This window comes from Microbacterium sp. NPDC058345, assembly GCF_042723855.1.
GTDB lineage: Bacteria > Actinomycetota > Actinomycetes > Actinomycetales > Microbacteriaceae > Microbacterium.
Map to the genome: position 1 here is coordinate 395,700 of NZ_JBHXIG010000003.1, position 15,157 is coordinate 410,856.

The 15,157-nt window shown below is 70.2% G+C and carries 19 protein-coding genes; 10 read left to right on the forward strand and 9 right to left on the reverse strand.

What is annotated here, in order from left to right; genetic code table 11:
- Positions 1 to 5: 5 nt before the first annotated feature.
- Positions 6 to 176: a DUF3117 domain-containing protein gene (locus tag ACFWH5_RS13575; RefSeq protein WP_071644972.1), complete on the forward strand. Its 171-nt coding sequence runs from the start codon at positions 6 to 8 to the stop codon at positions 174 to 176.
- Between the two features lie 75 nt (positions 177 to 251).
- Here ACFWH5_RS13575 and ACFWH5_RS13580 read toward each other — a convergent pair whose 3' ends face one another.
- A complete protein-coding gene (locus ACFWH5_RS13580; protein ID WP_378835397.1) occupies positions 252 to 884 on the reverse strand; it encodes an O-methyltransferase in 633 nt (210 codons plus the stop codon).
- A gap of 85 nt (positions 885 to 969) precedes the next feature.
- Here ACFWH5_RS13580 and ACFWH5_RS13585 point away from each other — a divergent pair, with 85 nt between their 5' ends.
- A complete protein-coding gene (locus ACFWH5_RS13585; protein WP_378835399.1) occupies positions 970 to 1,374 on the forward strand; it encodes a twin-arginine translocase TatA/TatE family subunit in 405 nt (134 codons plus the stop codon).
- A 46-nt stretch (positions 1,375 to 1,420) separates the two neighbouring features.
- Here ACFWH5_RS13585 and ACFWH5_RS13590 read toward each other — a convergent pair whose 3' ends face one another.
- From ACFWH5_RS13590 to ACFWH5_RS13600, 3 genes are read right to left on the reverse strand one after another with little or no spacing between them, the layout of a single operon-like run.
- A complete protein-coding gene (locus ACFWH5_RS13590; protein ID WP_378835402.1) occupies positions 1,421 to 2,560 on the reverse strand; it encodes an Mrp/NBP35 family ATP-binding protein in 1,140 nt (379 codons plus the stop codon).
- On the reverse strand, positions 2,557 to 3,090 hold the full coding sequence (locus ACFWH5_RS13595) for a DUF1003 domain-containing protein (protein WP_378835404.1): 534 nt from the start codon (positions 3,088 to 3,090) through the stop codon (positions 2,557 to 2,559). Before ACFWH5_RS13595 ends, ACFWH5_RS13590 begins: the two co-directional genes overlap by 4 nt.
- Positions 3,090 to 4,352, reverse strand: a complete 1,263-nt coding sequence (locus tag ACFWH5_RS13600) for a magnesium transporter (protein ID WP_378835405.1) — start codon at positions 4,350 to 4,352, stop codon at positions 3,090 to 3,092. Before ACFWH5_RS13600 ends, ACFWH5_RS13595 begins: the two co-directional genes overlap by 1 nt.
- 87 nt (positions 4,353 to 4,439) lie before the next feature.
- On the opposite strand from ACFWH5_RS13600, the gene ACFWH5_RS13605 reads away from it, so the two are divergent.
- The 3 genes from ACFWH5_RS13605 to ACFWH5_RS13615 are packed head-to-tail and all read left to right on the forward strand — an operon-like array spanning position 4,440 to position 6,348.
- A complete protein-coding gene (locus tag ACFWH5_RS13605; RefSeq protein WP_378835408.1) occupies positions 4,440 to 5,216 on the forward strand; it encodes a general stress protein in 777 nt (258 codons plus the stop codon).
- Positions 5,213 to 5,623 (forward strand): DUF4870 domain-containing protein, encoded by a 411-nt coding sequence (locus tag ACFWH5_RS13610; RefSeq protein WP_378835410.1) that lies wholly within the window; start codon positions 5,213 to 5,215, stop codon positions 5,621 to 5,623. The genes ACFWH5_RS13605 and ACFWH5_RS13610 overlap by 4 nt, the downstream gene beginning before the upstream one ends.
- Positions 5,623 to 6,348, forward strand: a complete 726-nt coding sequence (locus tag ACFWH5_RS13615; protein ID WP_378835801.1) for an alpha/beta family hydrolase — start codon at positions 5,623 to 5,625, stop codon at positions 6,346 to 6,348. Before ACFWH5_RS13610 ends, ACFWH5_RS13615 begins: the two co-directional genes overlap by 1 nt.
- Positions 6,349 to 6,391: 43 nt before the next feature.
- Here the strand turns inward: ACFWH5_RS13615 and ACFWH5_RS13620 are convergent, their stop codons facing one another.
- Entirely contained in the window at positions 6,392 to 7,279 is an 888-nt protein-coding gene (locus ACFWH5_RS13620; RefSeq protein ID WP_378835412.1) for an alpha/beta fold hydrolase, read from the reverse strand.
- Between the two features lie 160 nt (positions 7,280 to 7,439).
- On the opposite strand from ACFWH5_RS13620, the gene ACFWH5_RS13625 reads away from it, so the two are divergent.
- Together ACFWH5_RS13625 and ACFWH5_RS13630 are read left to right on the forward strand one after the other, a co-directional pair.
- The gene (locus ACFWH5_RS13625; RefSeq protein ID WP_378835414.1) at positions 7,440 to 7,619 is read left to right on the forward strand and encodes a hypothetical protein; all 180 of its coding nucleotides are present in this window, start codon (positions 7,440 to 7,442) and stop codon (positions 7,617 to 7,619) included.
- On the forward strand, positions 7,616 to 8,068 hold the full coding sequence (locus ACFWH5_RS13630; protein WP_378835417.1) for an AAA family ATPase: 453 nt from the start codon (positions 7,616 to 7,618) through the stop codon (positions 8,066 to 8,068). The genes ACFWH5_RS13625 and ACFWH5_RS13630 overlap by 4 nt, the downstream gene beginning before the upstream one ends.
- 32 nt (positions 8,069 to 8,100) lie before the next feature.
- On the opposite strand, the gene ACFWH5_RS13635 is transcribed toward ACFWH5_RS13630, so the two are convergent.
- Complete coding sequence (locus ACFWH5_RS13635; RefSeq protein WP_378835420.1) at positions 8,101 to 9,591, reverse strand: DUF222 domain-containing protein; 1,491 nt, start codon at positions 9,589 to 9,591, stop codon at positions 8,101 to 8,103.
- A 388-nt stretch (positions 9,592 to 9,979) separates the two neighbouring features.
- Between ACFWH5_RS13635 and ACFWH5_RS13640 the strand changes: the two genes are divergently transcribed.
- Positions 9,980 to 10,210: a hypothetical protein gene (locus ACFWH5_RS13640; protein WP_378835422.1), complete on the forward strand. Its 231-nt coding sequence runs from the start codon at positions 9,980 to 9,982 to the stop codon at positions 10,208 to 10,210.
- Between the two features lie 12 nt (positions 10,211 to 10,222).
- Positions 10,223 to 10,825, forward strand: a complete 603-nt coding sequence (locus tag ACFWH5_RS13645) for an HAD family hydrolase (RefSeq protein ID WP_378835424.1) — start codon at positions 10,223 to 10,225, stop codon at positions 10,823 to 10,825.
- Here the strand turns inward: ACFWH5_RS13645 and ACFWH5_RS13650 are convergent.
- The 3 genes from ACFWH5_RS13650 to ACFWH5_RS13660 are packed head-to-tail and all read right to left on the reverse strand — an operon-like array spanning position 10,807 to position 14,165.
- Positions 10,807 to 11,694, reverse strand: coding sequence for an aminoglycoside phosphotransferase family protein (locus ACFWH5_RS13650; protein WP_378835427.1), 888 nt, complete (start codon positions 11,692 to 11,694; stop codon positions 10,807 to 10,809). The genes ACFWH5_RS13645 and ACFWH5_RS13650 overlap by 19 nt on opposite strands.
- Positions 11,694 to 13,115 (reverse strand): aminopeptidase P family protein, encoded by a 1,422-nt coding sequence (locus tag ACFWH5_RS13655; protein WP_378835429.1) that lies wholly within the window; start codon positions 13,113 to 13,115, stop codon positions 11,694 to 11,696. Before ACFWH5_RS13655 ends, ACFWH5_RS13650 begins: the two co-directional genes overlap by 1 nt.
- A 24-nt stretch (positions 13,116 to 13,139) precedes the next feature.
- Positions 13,140 to 14,165 (reverse strand): endonuclease/exonuclease/phosphatase family protein, encoded by a 1,026-nt coding sequence (locus ACFWH5_RS13660; protein WP_378835432.1) that lies wholly within the window; start codon positions 14,163 to 14,165, stop codon positions 13,140 to 13,142.
- An 83-nt stretch (positions 14,166 to 14,248) separates the two neighbouring features.
- Here ACFWH5_RS13660 and ACFWH5_RS13665 point away from each other — a divergent pair, with 83 nt between their 5' ends.
- Entirely contained in the window at positions 14,249 to 15,124 is an 876-nt protein-coding gene (locus ACFWH5_RS13665) for a PHP domain-containing protein (protein WP_378835435.1), read from the forward strand.
- Positions 15,125 to 15,157 lie beyond the last annotated feature (33 nt).

The window sequence follows — 15,157 nt, forward strand, 5'->3', positions numbered from 1 at the left end:
CCACGATGGCAGCGATGAAGCCGAGGACCGGCGACGGACCGATGGAGGCCGTGAAGGAGGGGCGACTCATCATCGTGCGGGTTCCGCTCGAAGGCGGCGGCAGGCTGGTCGTCTCCGTCAACGACGCCGAGGCGAAGGAGCTTCATGACGTGCTGGGAGCCGTTGTCAGCGCCTGAGAACAGCACACGAAGGGCGGCGGATGCTTCGGCATCCGCCGCCCTTCGTGTATCCGCTCCGACGCAGGGGCGGTGTCAGGCCGCGATGCGGGCGAGCTGCAGCAGGCCCTCGCCGACGCTGGAGAGCGCGGCGATGACCGCGTCGGACTCCTGTGTCTCCTGCACCAGCGAGCGGTAGGCGGAGGTCACCGCATCCCGCTGCACGGGATCGGCCACCCTGCCGCCGGCCAGCACGCGGGGGACGAGCACCAGGCCGCCCGTGCGCACCAGGCGCAGGCCGTGCTCGACGTACTCGATGACGTTCTCGGGGTCGGCATCGATGAGGACGATGTCGTATGAGCCCTCGTTCATGCGCGGCAGCACGTCGGCCGCGCGGCCGGTGATGAACCGCGAGCGCGCGGCGGGGATCTTCGCGTCGACGAACGCCTGACGGGCCGCGGCGAGATGCTCCGGTTCGTTGTCGATGGTGGTGAGCACGGCCTGCGGGGCGCCCCGCAGCAGCCACAGACCCGACACTCCGGCTCCGGTGCCGATCTCGACGATGGATCGGGCTCCCGATGCGGCCGCCAGAACGGCGCACTGGGCGCCGAGGGCGGCGCTCAGCGGCGATGCTCCGAGCTCGATCGCGTGTGCGCGGGCCCGTGCGATGGGCGCCGGCTCCACGATGGTCTCGCGGACGAATCGGGCGTTCGCGTCGTGTTCGCTCATGGAGGTCTCCTGAAAAGCCGGGTTACTGACAGAGTAAGTCGCCGAGACGCATCGCCGGGGGAGGCGCGGCGGGTAGCCTAAGAGCATGGAACTGGGCCTGACCTTCGACAAGCTGCTGTTGATCGGCATCGTCGCGGTGCTCATCGTCGGTCCCGAGCGTCTGCCGAAGGCGGCGGAGGCGTTCGCTCGGTTCGTGCGCCGCGCGGGTGAATACCTGCGCGACACGAAGAGCAAGATGCGTGAAGAGCTCGGCCCCGACATCGACGAGGTCGACTGGCGCAAGCTCGATCCCCGCCAGTACGACCCGCGCCGCATCATCCGGGACGCGCTGTTCGAAGAGCCCTCCTTCGACGCACCGGTCGCCGCCAAGCCCGCCGAGGTCGTCGCTCCGGTGTCGACGGAGCCCGTCGGCGCCGCCTCCCGTCCGGCCTGGACCCGCACCGCGTTCTCGCGCAGCACGCCTCCGCCGTACGACGTCGAGGCCACCTGACCGCAGGCTGGGCGGATCGGCGGTCGGGCTTGAGCCCTTCCCGCCCTCAGGGCATGCGCAGCGGCAGCGATCGGCCCGCAAGGCCGCGGCCGCGGTGGGCGATCGCGTCGGCGAGGGCGGAGATGGCCCGCGCGGCGGCGTCATCCGGCTGTGCGAGAACCACGGGCGCCCCGGCGTCGCCGCCCTGGCGCAGCGCAGGGCTGAGCGGAACGGATGCCAGCAGCGGCACCTTTCCGGCCCCTTCGCCGTGCGCATCCGGCTCGCTGAGCGCGCGCGCAACCTCCGCGCCGCCCCCCGAGCCGAACAGATCGAGCACGGTGCCGTCGGGAAGGGCGAAGGCGGCCATGTTCTCGATGACGCCGATCACGCGCTGGCCGGTCTGACGTGCGACGAGACCGCTGCGGATCGCCACATCCGCGGCGGCGGGCTGCGGGGTGGTGACCACGAGCACCTCGGCGTGCGGCAGCAGCTGGCCGATCGAGATCGCGATGTCGCCCGTGCCCGGGGGCATGTCGATGAGCAGCACGTCGAGGTCTCCGAAGAACACGTCGGTGAGGAACTGCTGCACGGTGCGGTGCAGCATCGGGCCGCGCCAGGCGACGACCGCCTCCCCGTCGCGCAGGAACATGCCGATCGACACCGTCTTCACGTCGTGGGCGACGGGCGGCAGCATCAGGTCGTCGATGCGCGTGGGCTGGGTGCCGGGGGCGATGCCGAGCAGGCCGGGGATCGAGAAGCCGTGCACGTCGGCATCCACCAGGCCCACCCGCAGCCCCTGCTGCGCCAGTGCGACGGCGAGGTTGGCGGTGATGGTGGACTTGCCGACGCCTCCCTTTCCGCTGGAGACGAGGATGACGCGGGTGAGCGAGTCCGGCCCGAACGGCATCTGGCGGGCGGGGCGTCCGTCGCGCAGCTTCTCGGTGAGCGCACGCCGCTCGTCGGGGGTCATCACGCCCACGTCGACGACCACGTCCGCGATGCCGGGGACGGATGCCGCGGCGTCGCGCACGTCCTGCTCGATGCGCTGCGCGGCTGGGCATCCGACGATGGTCAGCACGATCCCCACCTGAGCGGTTCCGTCGGCCACCGAGACCTCGCGCACCATGTCGAGGTCGCCGATCGGGCGCCGAAGCTCGGGGTCGGTGACGGCCGCGACGGCGGCGCGCACCCGATCAGTGAGAGTCATCGCCCTGGCCCGGTCTCGGTCTCCGTCTCAGACGCCGGGTGGCTCGGTTCGTTCTCGAGGTCGGCGAGGAGCGACTTCAGCTCCTGGCGCAGCACATCACGGGTCACGGTTTGCGACGAGCGCTCCTCGAGCGCGAGGCGCAGCGCGACGATCTCCCGCGCCAGATACTCGGTGTCGGCGAGGTTCCGCTCCGCGCGCTGGCGATCCTGCTCGATCTGCACGCGGTCGCGGTCGTCCTGACGGTTCTGCGCGAGCAGGATGAGAGGGGCCGCGTACGACGCCTGCAACGAGAGCATCAGGGTCAGCGCCGTGAAGCCCAGGGTGGCGTCGTCGAAACGCAGATGTCGCGGCATGAGTGTGTTCCACGCGATCCACGCCGCGCAGAACAGCGTCAGCAGTACGAGGAACGCGGGCGTTCCCATCGCCCTCGCCACCCATTCCGTGAACCTGCCGAACCGGTCGCGCGACGGGCCCGACGTGCGGGCCGAGGCGCCGCGTCCGGGCGTGTCGAGGCGAGGAGCGCGGGCCATCATCGCTTCGCTCCCGGCCCGGCCTCGTCGACGTCATGGGTGCGCCAGTCGTCCGGCAGCAGGTAGTCGAGCACGTCGTCGACGCTGATCGCACCGACCAGACGGTGCGCCGCGTCGATGACGGGCAGCGACACCAGGTCGTAGCTGGCGAGCATGCGGGCGACCTCCGCGGCGGAGGCGGTGACCGACAGGGGCTCCAGGCTGTCGTCGAGGATGGCGCCGAGCCGCTCGTGCGGCGGGTACCGCAGCATCCGCTGGAAGTGCACCACCCCGAGCAGACGCCCGGTGGGCGTCTCGAACGGCGGCAGTGTGACGAAGACGGCCGCGGCCAGGGCAGGATGCAGCTCGTGCCGGCGGATGAGAGCGAGCGCCTCGGCGACGGTGGCGTCGGCCGAGAGGACGATCGGCTCGGTGGTCATCAGGCCACCCGCGGTGTCGGGCCCGTAGCTGAGCAGCAGGCGGACGTCTGCGGCCTCTTCCGGCTCCATCAGTGCGAGGAGCTGTTCGAGCCGGTCCGGGGGCAGCTGGGCGAGAAGGTCGGCGGCGTCGTCGGGCTCCATCTCGTCGAGGATGTCGGCGGCGCGCTCATCGCCGAGACGGTCCAGGATGCCGACCTGGTCGTCCTCGGGCATCTCCTCGAGCGCGTCGGCGAGGCGCTCGTCCGGCAGCTCCTCGGCGACCTCGATCAGGCGCTTCTCGGGAAGATCCAGCAGGGTCGTGGCGAGGTCGGCGGCGTGCAGATCGGAGTATGTGGCGACCAGCTGCTCGGCGGACTGCGCCTCGCCGGGCTTGCGGAGCTCGGCCACGTCGTGCCAGCGGGCGAACGCCGTAGGGCCCTTGGCGAACGGCGACGCGGTGGTCTTCGCCTTGCGGAGGAACAGCTGGTTGATCGCCCACTCGCCGTGGCGGTCCTGTTCGATCGCGACGTCCTCGATGACCGCGGTGCCGCTGCCGTCGGTGAGGCGCACCCGGCGCCCGAGGAACTCGGCGAGTACGCGCACCTCGCCCGGACGCGGCTGGAATCGGCGCACGTTGATGAGACCCGTGGTGATCACCTGACCGGCGCGGATCGATGTGACGCGGCCGATCGAGAGGAAGACGTGCCGGCGACCGGGGATCTCGACCACGAGGCCGATGACGCGCGGAGCGGCGGTACTTCGGTACACGATGACGACGTCCCGGACCTTGCCGAGCCGGTCGCCCACGGGGTCGAAGACGGCGCACCCGGCCAGGCGCGCGACGAAAACCCGTTGTGTGCTCACCCGTCCAGCGTAGTCCGCGGCGTGCGGCGAACAGCCGAGCGCGTCGAACCCAGGTCGATGCGGGGGAGGGCGTGGAAGAATGGTCGGATGAGCATGCTGAACCGGCCGGCGAACGGCGCAGACCTGGGCGAGACGGTGGCGTCGTCCCGTGAGTACGAAGCCGCGCAGCGGACGGTCTCGAAGCTGATCGCCGGTGAGGTGCCCGCGCGGAACATCGTGATCGTCGGTCAGGGTGTGCGCACGATCGAGCGGGTCACGGGCCGGCTCGGCTACGCGGCCGCCGCGCGTTCCGGCGCGATCAACGGCGTGCTCATCGGCCTGCTCCTCTCGGCCGTCATGCTCTTCGGCACCCCCGACGCCCCGCTGTCGCTGTTTCTCGGTTTCGTGTTCGTCGGCGTCGCGCTGGGCATGATCATGAGCCTGGTGACCTATGCGATCGTGCGCCGACGCCGCGATTTCGCGAGCATCACGCAGATGGCCGCGGACCACTACGAGGTGCGCGTGCAGTCCGGCTCGCTCGCCAAGGCGCGCCAGGTGCTCGGAACCGAGCGCGCCGCGGCGCCGCGACCCACCGTCGATCTCAGCGAGCCGCCGCGGTACGGCGAGCGGATCACGCCCGGTGCCGCTCAGGGTGGCGGCGGCGCGGTCGCCGCCCCCGTTCCTCCGTCGACCCCGGATGCGGCCGGCGGAGTCGATGCGGCCGGAGGAGCCGATTCTGACGCTGGTGCCGATTCTGACGCGGGTGCCGATGCCGACGGGCGGCCGGATGCGGACGCGGCGCCGGATGCTGACGGCGTGCCGGGCTCGGACGCGGCGCCGGCGGCCGGTGAGCGCCCCGACGGCGAGCAGTCCGCCGGGCGATGACCGGCACGGCCCGTGAGGCGACCGGCGTCTCCGCATGGGCGCTCGGGCTGCTCGTGCTGCTGCCGATTCCGCTGCTGGGTCCGCTCGCCGCGGGCGGCGCCATGGTCGCCGCGTACGGTTCGCTCTCCCGCCAGGGGCCTCTGGCGAAGGCCAATGCGGCGGCCGCGCGGCGCTGGGGCGTGGTCTTCCTCATCGTCACGACCGGGCTTCTCGTGCTGCAGCTCGTGCTCGGGCTGATCCGGCTCTCACAGCCTTCGGCCGCGGCATCCGGCTTCTTCCCGCAGGGTCTGCCGATCACGATCTACGCCGTGGTGTGCCTGGTGCATCTGGTGGTCGTCATCGTCGCGACCGTGCGCGCCCGCCGCGGCGAGCGGGTGCGCCTGCCGTTCCTGCGGAGTGAGTCATGATGGTGCCCGTCACCCTCCCCACCGGGGAGGTGTCGGTCTCGGCGGACTGGGAACTGCCCGACGGGCCGGTGAGCGACGTCGTGGTGATCGCCCACGGTGCGGGCGCCGGCATGCGGCATCCGTTTCTGCTCGGTTTCGCCGAAGCGCTGCGCGAGCAGGGATTCGCGACCCTGCGGTTCCAGTTCCCTTACGTCGAAGCGGGCAGGCGGATGCCGGGACCCGCGGCGCACGCGGTCCTCACCTGGAACGCGGTGGTGGCGTGGGTCCGGTCGCAGGCGCCGGATGCTCGCGTCTGGGCGTGCGGCAAGTCGTACGGCGGCCGGATGGCGTCGATGGCGGTCGCCGAGGGGCTCGAGGTGGACGGTCTCGTGTACCTCGGGTACCCGCTGCATCCGCCGGGCAAGCCGGAGAAGCCTCGGGTCGAGCATCTTCCGGCTGTGCGCCCGCCGCAGCTGTTCATCGAGGGCACGAACGACCCGTTCGTGCAGCCGCTCTCGCAGCTCGAAGACGCGGTGGCGACGTGTCAGGACGCCCGCATCGAGTGGATCGAGGGCGGGGGTCATTCGTTCGAGGTGAAGGGGCGCCGACGTCCGGCCGATGAGGTGGGGGCGTCGCTGGCGCCGCTCGTGGGGGAGTTCATCACGGCGGTCGGTGCCACCACCAACTCCGCGATGCTCGAGCCGGCTGTCCGCGACGACGACAGCTCACCCTCACGCACCCCGTAGGCCACAGACGTCCCGCCGCGCGGCCACGGGGTTCCCCGACGAGTCACTCGGCGCGGAGGAATCTCACGATCTCTTCGACGTACGCCTCCGGCTGCTCGACGAACGCGAAGTGCCCGGCATCCGGGATCGCGACGATCTCTCCACCCGTCGCGGTGCGGTATGCGTCGAGGACGGTCGGCGGCGCGACCATGTCCGCCTCACCGAGGATCAGCATCGACGGCACCGTCAGCGACCTCAGCGAAGGCCGCCGGTCGTGGTACATCTCCGTCAGCAGCGGAAGGTGCGACAGCGCCTTGGACCAGTCGAGCTCCGTCGGCGCGGTGTCCATCAGCCGCTCGTACCGCGCGCGAGTCTCGGTGTCGTAGAGGAACAGGTCCAGATATCGGCTGCCGAGCGGCTGCATCGACTCCCAGGTGCGGTCGTCTCCGGTGAGGCGGCGTTCCAGCGCCGCGAACCGCCGGCACGCTGCAGCGGCGTCGATGAGCCCTTCCTCTTCGAGCAGTGCCGCGGCCCGCGGGAGCCGGTACCGGTCGGTGGCGTCGGTGTCGAGTGCGGGGCAGTCCAGGACGAGTCCGCTGATGTGCTCCGGATGCCGCAGGGCGTAGTCGAGCGCGCACGCGCCGCCGGAGGAGTGCCCGATGATCGTCCAGCGGTCGATGCCGAGCTGCTCGCGGGTCTGCTCGAAGTCGTCGATGAGCAGGTCGACCGTCAGCGGCGGGTGCGCGGGGAGGGGGTCTGACCTCAGCACGCCGCGCTGGTCGACGCCGATGACGCGGACGCCCTGCTCGGCGAGGCGGTCGCCCACGGCCGCCATGAAGTCCCAGCAGGAGTTCCCGGGGCCGCCGTGGATGAACAGGAGCGGATGCCCGTCGTCGGGTCCGCGCTGATCCACGAAGACGCGGGTGCCGTCGATCTCGAGAAGGGATGCCACGGCGGCATCCTATGGGCAAGCGCGTACGCCGAGAAGCCGCCTTGTACATCTTCGGGTGCGGCTGCTGTCCGTCAGGCCGGTCGGCGCGCGGGGACTCCTCTGGCGAGTCGTCTGGCACAGAGAACGGGTCGGCTCGTGCGGCGCCGCTAGGGTGATGCGCATGTCCCTCGCTCTCTTCGACCTCGACGGGACTCTCGTCGATCAGTCCGCCGCCTCTCGCGTGTGGGCTCAGGAGTTCGGCGAAACCCGCGCGCTGGACGCGGCGCAGGTCGCGGAGATCTCGAAGCGTGTCGCCGAACGGCGGTCCCAAGGCATCGTGTTCGAAGGGGCGGTCGCATGACCCGGATCCTCATCACCGGCATGTCGGGCGCCGGCAAGTCGACACTGCTGCGAGAGCTGGCTCAACGCGGGGTCCTCACTGTGGACACTGACGTCGACGGGTGGACAGATGAGGCGACCGGGCGCTGGGATGAACAGAGGATGACGCGGCTGCTGTCTGCAGAAGGAGACCTCGTTGTCTCGGGTACGGCCGAGAACCAAGGGCGCTTTTATGACCGGTTCGCGGCGGTCGTGCTGCTGAGCGCGCCGGTCGAGGTCCTTCTCGAGCGGGTACGTGCGCGCACCGACAACCCTTACGGGAGCACGCCGGAGCAGCGGGATCTGATCCGGCGACACGTCGTGGAGGTGGAACCATTGCTGCGTGCAGGCGCGTCGATCGAACTCAGCGGCACAGAGCCTGTCGCATGGCTCGCCGACGCTGTGGAGCGGATGCTTCGTCCGAACGGCTGACCGGTAGGCGGCAGCGCGTTGAGGCACACACGTCAGGCGACGGGACGGAACCGTCTTAACGGTGGATCGATCGCTGAGATGGCGAGCGTCAGCCCCAATCGTCGCCGCAGCGGGATCGACGGCTCATCACCGGGCGGGTGCAGCACGAAGTCGCCTTTGCCGACGCGTGTTATTCGCCAGCCCCCGTGGTGGAGCTGCATGTGATGATGTCGGCACAGCAGGACGCCGCGGTCGATATCGGTGCGGCCTTTGTCGGCTTGCCACTCGTCGATGTGATGTGCTTCGCAGTAGGAAGAGGGTCGGTCACAGCCCTTCCAGAGGCATCCGCCGTCGCGGCCTGCCAGGGCGATGCGCTGCTTCGGGGTGAACAGTCGGTGCTCTCGGCCGACATCGAGCGGGTTTCCGCAGGAATCGACGGTGACCGAGACGGCCCCGGTGTCGCACATGCGCTGCGCGACCGACTGAGGCGGAAGCGATCGCCCATAGTCCTCGGTGTATCCGGACACCGGGTTCCCGGTGGCCTGGTCGACGATCTGGATCACGCGCACGCCCGCCTGCCGGGTGCCGAAGACGGAGTCGGCGTCGGCCAATGCCCCGGCACGCAGCACATCGATGAACAGGTCGTAGCCGAGCTGATCGTTGGTGCGGGTGTCGGCGGTCAACTCCTCGGCGCGTTCACGCTCCGCCTCGTCGATGAACCGGGGTCCCCCGCGTCGCGGACGCAGCGCCGAGTCGCGGATCGTGCGCATCCATGCTGCGCCCTCGTCATCGAAGGTGAAGTGCCCGTGCTCGACGCCATCCTGATCGGTCCACATCCGGAACGAGCGACGCTCATACCGCTCGGCGAACCGGCGCTCCGCGCCCTGCGGATCCAGACCGTCACGAACAGTACGCGCCGTCGTGCGCAACTCATCGACGGTGCGTTCCGCTGCCTCAGCGATCAGCTGTTCGGCGGCCGCGCTCCACGCCTCGCGCGTCTCAGACGATTCGTCGGGCGGTGCGCCGAGGCCGCGCAGGAGCGCATCGTGCTGTGCGGCGGAGATCCGACCCTGCAGCAGTGCAGCGGAGAGCGGCGCATGCCACGACGGAGGCGCTGCGGCCGCATCGGAAGTCGCTGATTCATCGGTGGCCGTCGGCGACTCGTCCTGCGCTGCACTCGATGCGCCGTCCACGGGCAGCGAGCCCTCCATGAGCGAGGTGCCGAGACGCACCTGCCGCTGCGCTTCGGCGCGCCCGACGCCCGCGATGTCTTGAATCATCGCCGCGGAACTGCGATGACCGCGCGATTGCGCGAGACCGTCCTGCCCGGCTTCGCGGGTGGAACGCTCTGCGGCGACGCCCGCGCCGGCGATGCTGATCCGCTCGGCGCAGCGGGCGAGAGTCGCCGCGGCCTGCAGCCCCTGGAGCAGTGCATCCCCGTCGAGCGCGGACATGCTCGACACCAGGTCGTTGGCCCCGGTATCCGCACCGAGCAGATCGCGCAGGACGGCGACCTGGTGCTCGATCTCGGTGAAGAGGGCCATGCACCCAGTATGGTGAGGGCCTCCGACATTCGAATGGCCGTTCGATCGTCTCGGGGGACCGAACTGATAACGACCACATAACGAAAACGTATCGTGAGTGAGCTACGACGGCGTAACTCCTCGGAATAGGCGTCATCTCGACCTACGAGGTCCGGAACGAGAAGCTCAACTCGTGCACCGCGGCCGTCCTGTACGCTCAGGCGTCGAAGAAGACGTATCAGGTCGTGCGAACTCACCGATACATCACGGACCACAGCAACAACGTCAAGAAACCGAACAAGACGAGCGAAACGCTCAACGCCTGCAAGCCGAACGGAGCCTATACGTGCGACGAGGAAAGACTCTCAGCCTGCTCATCTTGGGTGCTCTCGTTGTTGCACTCGGTTTCATGGCGTTGATCGGCCTGGTGCAGACGAATGCGGTCTGCAGCGGGGATGTCGTCGACACCGTCCTCTGCGAGGGTGCGCAGATGCGGCAGTCCGTCTTCGGCGGCTTGGTCGGAGCGGCGGCGATCATCGGCACAGCGATTCTCGCCGGGGCGTTCCTGATTGCCGAGCATGGGACGGCAGTGAATCGGCCGCAGCGCGACCCGCACGCTGGACAGCTCAACGGTCCCTGACATGATGGATCCATGATTCGCGCGGTCGTCTTCGATCTGGACGGGGTGCTGCGGCACTTCGATCCGACACACGTCGCTCGGATCGAGGCTGATCACGGGCTGCCGGCCGGCAGTATCCACGGCGCCGCCTTCGCCGCACCGCGGCTCGAAGCCGTGACGACGGGCCGGATCAGTCGCGCCGACTGGGTGCGCAGCGTGGGGGAGCAGCTCGGGAGCCCGCAGGCGGCGGACGCCTGGGGCCGGCATCCGTCGACGCCGGACGAGGAGATGCTCGCCCTCAGCGACGATCTGCGCTCCTGCGGCATCCGCACCGCCATCCTCACCAACGGCACGGACACGATCCCCGCCGAACTCCGCGGCCTCGGCATCGACACCCGCGTCGACGCCGTGTTCAACTCCGCGGAGATCGGCTACGCCAAGCCCGATCCGCGCGCTTTCCGACATGTTCTCGAGGCGCTCGCCGTGGAGCCTCGTGAGGCCTTCTTCACCGACGACTCCGCGGCCAAGCTCACGGGCGCGATCGAGCTCGGGATGTTCACGCACCATTTCACCGGCATCGATGCGGTGCGCACCGCTCTGCGCGACGCGGGCGTTCCTCAGCCCGTGATCTCCTGATCGCCCAGCAGCCGCGAGACGGTGCTGCGCCCCAGCTGCGCCATCGTCGGGTTCGAGGTCTCGTAGTACCAGACCAGACCCATCGCCTGCTGCAGCGCCCATGCCGCACCGCGGTGCCACTCGGCATCCGACGCACCCACAGCCTCACGCAGCCGAGCGCGCGCGGGCGCGTCGAACAGGTGCCACGCGGCGACGAGGTCGAGCGCGCGGTCGGCGGGGCCGAACCCTCCGCCGTCGAGAACTCCGGCCAGCCTGCCGTCCGACACCAGCAGGTTCGCCGGGGTGAGATCCCGATGGCTCATCACGTGCGGACCGGCAGAGGGCACAGCGCGCAGCCGGCCCCACAGCGTAGCCACCCGGTCGGTGTCGACGATGCCGGTGCTCTGCGACAGGCAGTGCGCCATCCAGTCGTCGTGGTCGCTCAGCTCGCCGCCGCGCCCGCGACCGTCGAACACGCGCTCGCCGACCTGCGCACGGCGAAGGGCGCGAATCAGCTCGGCCAGATCGTCGGCGAGCTCGGCGGATGCTGCGAAGCGGAACGGGTCGGCGACCTCTCCGGGTATCCAGGTCTGCAGGGACCAGGCCCACGGGTACGCCGCGTCGCCCGTTCCGACGCCGACCGGACGCGGCGCCGCGACCGTGGACGCCGCGGCGAACGCGCTCAGCGCGCTCGCCTCGTTCTCCAGCACGGCGGCATCCGTCCGATCGAGCGGAAAGCGCGCCGACACCTCTTCACCGACCCGGAAGACCGCGTTCACGGTGCCCGCTCCGCGGACCCGCGACAGCGCGGCATCCGCCAGATGCGGGAACTCGCGTGCGATCAGCCGCTGCGCGTGCGCGTCGTCGACGTCCAGCTGCCCGTCGTGCATCAGCCCTTCAGCCGGGCCATCCACGCCTCGACCTCGGCGACCGTGCGCGGGATGTCGGACGACAGGTTCACCGGGCCGTCCTCCGTCATCAGGATGTCGTCCTCGATGCGCACGCCGATGCCGCGCAGCTCCTCGGGCACGGTGAGATCGTCGATCTGGAAGTACAGCCCGGGCTCGATGGTGAACACCATGCCGGCCTCGAGGATGCCGTCGTAGTACATCTCCCGCCGCGCCTGCGCGCAGTCGTGCACGTCCATGCCCAGGTGGTGGCTCGTGCCGTGCACCATGTAGCGGCGGTGCTGACCGCCCTGGTCGGCGTCGAGCGCCTCGTCGGCGGTGACGGGCAGCAGCCCCCATTCGGCGGTGCGACGGGCGATCACGTCCATCGCGGCCTCGTGGACGGTGCGGAAGCGCACACCGGGCTTCGCGGCGGCGAAGGCGGCATCCGCGGCCTCGAGGACAGTCTCGTACACCCGGCGCTGCACATCGGAGAAGGTGCCGTTCACCGGAAGGGTGCGGGTGATGTCGGCCGTGTACAGGCTGTCGACCTCGGCGCCGGCGTCGATCAGGATCAGGTCTCCGGGCACCACCGCGCCGTCGTTGCGGGTCCAGTGCAGGTAGCAGGCGTGCGGGCCGGATGCCGCGATGGTGTCGTACCCCTCCCAGTTGCCGTCACTGCGGGCACGCTGATGGAACACGCCCTCCACCACGCGCTCGCCGCGCGGGTGCGCGACGGCACGGTCGAGGTCGCGGATGACGTCGTCGAACCCGGATGCCGTCACGGCAACGGCCCTGCGCATCTCCGCGATCTCGTATTCATCCTTGACGAGCCGCAGCTCCGAGACGGCGCGGGTGAGCTCGCCGTCCGCATCCACGACGAGGTCATCGTCGCCGGGAGCGAACGTGTCGATGTGCGCGGTCGTCAGATCCAGGTCTGCGGCGACCCCGCCGAGCGAGGGACGTGGGCCGATCCAGAACTCGCCGATGGTGGCATCCGAGTAGAACTCCGCCGTGGTGCGGTCGGCGCGCTCGCGGAAGTACAGCGTGGCGTCGTGGCCGGCGCTCGTCGGCTCGAGGACGAGCACCGAGTTCGGCTCGGACTCGTTCGCCCAGCCGGTCAGGTGAACGAACGCGGAGTGCGGGCGGAAGGGGTAGTCGGTGTCGTTGCTGCGCTGCTTGAAGCCACCGGCGGGTATGACGAGACGCTTGCCCGGGAACATCGCCGACAGCGCGGCGCGGCGCGCGGCCGCATACGACGCCTGCGCGCGCGGCGCGGGAAGCGACTCCGGCCGCTCCGCCCAGCCGGTGGAGATCGTGTCGAGGAAGCCCTGGGGGAAGGGCTGCTTGCGGTTGGTGGTCTTCGCCTCCGCCGTCGCGGCATCGGCGGTCTCGACGGCGGTGTCGTGCTCTGCGCTGCTCATACGTCCATCCTCTCACTCAACGGATCAGGAGCCGGCGGGCTCCAGCTGGGCGACCAGGGCACGGTGATCGCTGCCACCCGCGTCCTCGAGCACGGCCGAGCCGCTCGGCACCCAGTTCTCGCTCGCCATGATGTGGTCGATCGGCGCACCGAGGAGTGCGGGGACACCGGCCGGCCACGTGCCCGCCATGCCGTTGCCGGTGCGACTCGCGACGTCCCGGCAGTGACCCATGTCGCCGCCGTCGACGCCGAACGACGCCATGTGATCGAGGGTGGCGTTGAAATCGCCGGCCAGGATGAAGTCACCCGCCGGGCACTGGTCGCCGATCCAGGCCAGGTCGGACCGCCAGCGGCTCATCGCCTGCTGACGCGGAGCGACGGCGTGCACCGCCACGATCGTCGGGCCGGAGCCGTCGACGGGCATCGCCACGGCGCTGGGCACCGAGCCGGTGTTGCTCGACCCGTTGCGTGAGGACTCGATCACCGAGTAGTCGCCGAGCTCTGTAGAGATCAGGATGGTGGTCTGCCACGCCTGCGGTCCGTTCGGCACGTCGGGGCGGATGTTCACGTGATGCACCCACATCGGAGTGCCTGCATCCCGCATCATGATCGCGATCTGCTCGCCGACCTCCTCCGAGGTCTCGGGCAGCGCGACGATGTCCGCCTGCTGCTCGCTGATCACGTCGGCGATCCGCTCCGCCGGGACGGCGGCGCCCTGGGTGTTCCAGGTGAGCACGCGCAGCGCGGTGTCCGTCTTCTCCGGCAGCGATCCGGTGCCCGGTCCGCGCAGTGCGCCCACCAGCACGGTGCCGGCCGCGCCGATGAGGGCGACGATCAGGATGGATGCGGCGAAGCCGCGCAGCGGTCTGGCCAGCAGAAGCAGCAGCGCCAGCACCACGACGCCGAGGAATCCGGCCAGCAGCAGGGCACGAGAGGCCACCATCTGGGCGATCGGGAACGTCGTCTCCAGTTGGAAGAACTGCGGCCAGACGAGCACGGCGCAGGCAACGGCGAACAGCACCGTGATGAGGATTCCGACCAGTCGTAGCATCGCCGAGAAGCCTAGGGGAGACGACTGTGACGGCCCTGGGCGACGCGGTCTGGACGGTCTCCCTGCCGCGGTACGCTCAGAGGATGACGAGCGGCGCCTCCTTCTCCTTCATGGGGCCGGTCGATCTGCATCTGCATTCCGATCACTCCGACGGCACCGAGGCGCCCGCCGAGGTGATGCGGCAGGCGCGAGCGTACGGACTCCGCACCGCCGCCCTCACCGATCACGACCGCACCACAGGGTGGGACGAGGCGGGGCAGGCGGCCGTCGCGCTCGGCATGACGTTCATCCCCGGAATGGAGCTCTCGGCCAAGCACGAGTGGCGCAGCGTGCACGTGCTCGGCTACCTCTTCGACCCGGCCGACGCCGATCTCGTCGCCGAGACCGCGCGGATCCGCGGAGACCGGGTGGGACGCGCGGAGCGCATCGTGCGCAACATCGCCCGCGACTACGACGTCAGCTGGCAGGACGTGCTGGAGCAGACCACCCTCGACGCCACGGTCGGCAGGCCGCACATCGCCGACGCGCTGGTCGCGCGCGGCATCGTCCGTGACCGCACCGAGGCCTTCGACGGCATCCTGCATCCCCGCGAGGGATACTACGAGCCGCACTACGCACCCGACCCGGTCACGGCCGTGCGGCTGATCACCCGCGCCGGGGGAGTGGCGATCATCGCGCACCCCGCGACCGCAGGCCGCGATCGGATGATGCCGGTGCCGTTCATCGAACGGCTCATCGACGAGGGGCTGGCGGGGTTCGAGGTCGATCACCGCGAGAACACGGCGGCGGGAAAGCGTGCGCTGCATGACCTCGCCGTGCGTCACGACCTGATCGTGACCGGATCGAGCGACTACCACGGCGCCGGAAAGCCCAACCGCCCGGGCGAGAACGTCACCACGGAAGCGATGCTCGCGCGCATCATCGAGCGGGGCACCGGCTCGGCACCGCGCCACCCCTGACGCTCGCGGGGCGGAACGTCGGTTCCGGGCGAT

Excerpts from the sequence above, each read along its gene's own strand:
- ACFWH5_RS13585 (WP_378835399.1), top strand. The coding sequence starts at position 970 with ATGGAACTGGGCCTGACCTTCGACAAGCTGCTGTTGATCGGCATCGTC.
- ACFWH5_RS13575 (WP_071644972.1), top strand. The coding sequence starts at position 6 with ATGGCAGCGATGAAGCCGAGGACCGGCGACGGACCGATGGAGGCCGTG.
- ACFWH5_RS13615 (WP_378835801.1), top strand. The coding sequence starts at position 5,623 with ATGGTGCCCGTCACCCTCCCCACCGGGGAGGTGTCGGTCTCGGCGGAC.
- ACFWH5_RS13640 (WP_378835422.1), top strand. The coding sequence starts at position 9,980 with ATGGCGTTGATCGGCCTGGTGCAGACGAATGCGGTCTGCAGCGGGGAT.
- ACFWH5_RS13610 (WP_378835410.1), top strand. The coding sequence starts at position 5,213 with ATGACCGGCACGGCCCGTGAGGCGACCGGCGTCTCCGCATGGGCGCTC.
- ACFWH5_RS13595 (WP_378835404.1), bottom strand. The coding sequence starts at position 3,090 with ATGGCCCGCGCTCCTCGCCTCGACACGCCCGGACGCGGCGCCTCGGCC.
- ACFWH5_RS13580 (WP_378835397.1), bottom strand. The coding sequence starts at position 884 with ATGAGCGAACACGACGCGAACGCCCGATTCGTCCGCGAGACCATCGTG.
- ACFWH5_RS13650 (WP_378835427.1), bottom strand. The coding sequence starts at position 11,694 with ATGCACGACGGGCAGCTGGACGTCGACGACGCGCACGCGCAGCGGCTG.
- ACFWH5_RS13645 (WP_378835424.1), top strand. The coding sequence starts at position 10,223 with ATGATTCGCGCGGTCGTCTTCGATCTGGACGGGGTGCTGCGGCACTTC.
- ACFWH5_RS13625 (WP_378835414.1), top strand. The coding sequence starts at position 7,440 with ATGTCCCTCGCTCTCTTCGACCTCGACGGGACTCTCGTCGATCAGTCC.
- ACFWH5_RS13590 (WP_378835402.1), bottom strand. The coding sequence starts at position 2,560 with ATGACTCTCACTGATCGGGTGCGCGCCGCCGTCGCGGCCGTCACCGAC.
- ACFWH5_RS13660 (WP_378835432.1), bottom strand. The coding sequence starts at position 14,165 with ATGCTACGACTGGTCGGAATCCTCATCACGGTGCTGTTCGCCGTTGCC.
- ACFWH5_RS13665 (WP_378835435.1), top strand. The coding sequence starts at position 14,249 with ATGACGAGCGGCGCCTCCTTCTCCTTCATGGGGCCGGTCGATCTGCAT.
- ACFWH5_RS13655 (WP_378835429.1), bottom strand. The coding sequence starts at position 13,115 with ATGAGCAGCGCAGAGCACGACACCGCCGTCGAGACCGCCGATGCCGCG.
- ACFWH5_RS13630 (WP_378835417.1), top strand. The coding sequence starts at position 7,616 with ATGACCCGGATCCTCATCACCGGCATGTCGGGCGCCGGCAAGTCGACA.
- ACFWH5_RS13605 (WP_378835408.1), top strand. The coding sequence starts at position 4,440 with ATGAGCATGCTGAACCGGCCGGCGAACGGCGCAGACCTGGGCGAGACG.
- ACFWH5_RS13635 (WP_378835420.1), bottom strand. The coding sequence starts at position 9,591 with ATGGCCCTCTTCACCGAGATCGAGCACCAGGTCGCCGTCCTGCGCGAT.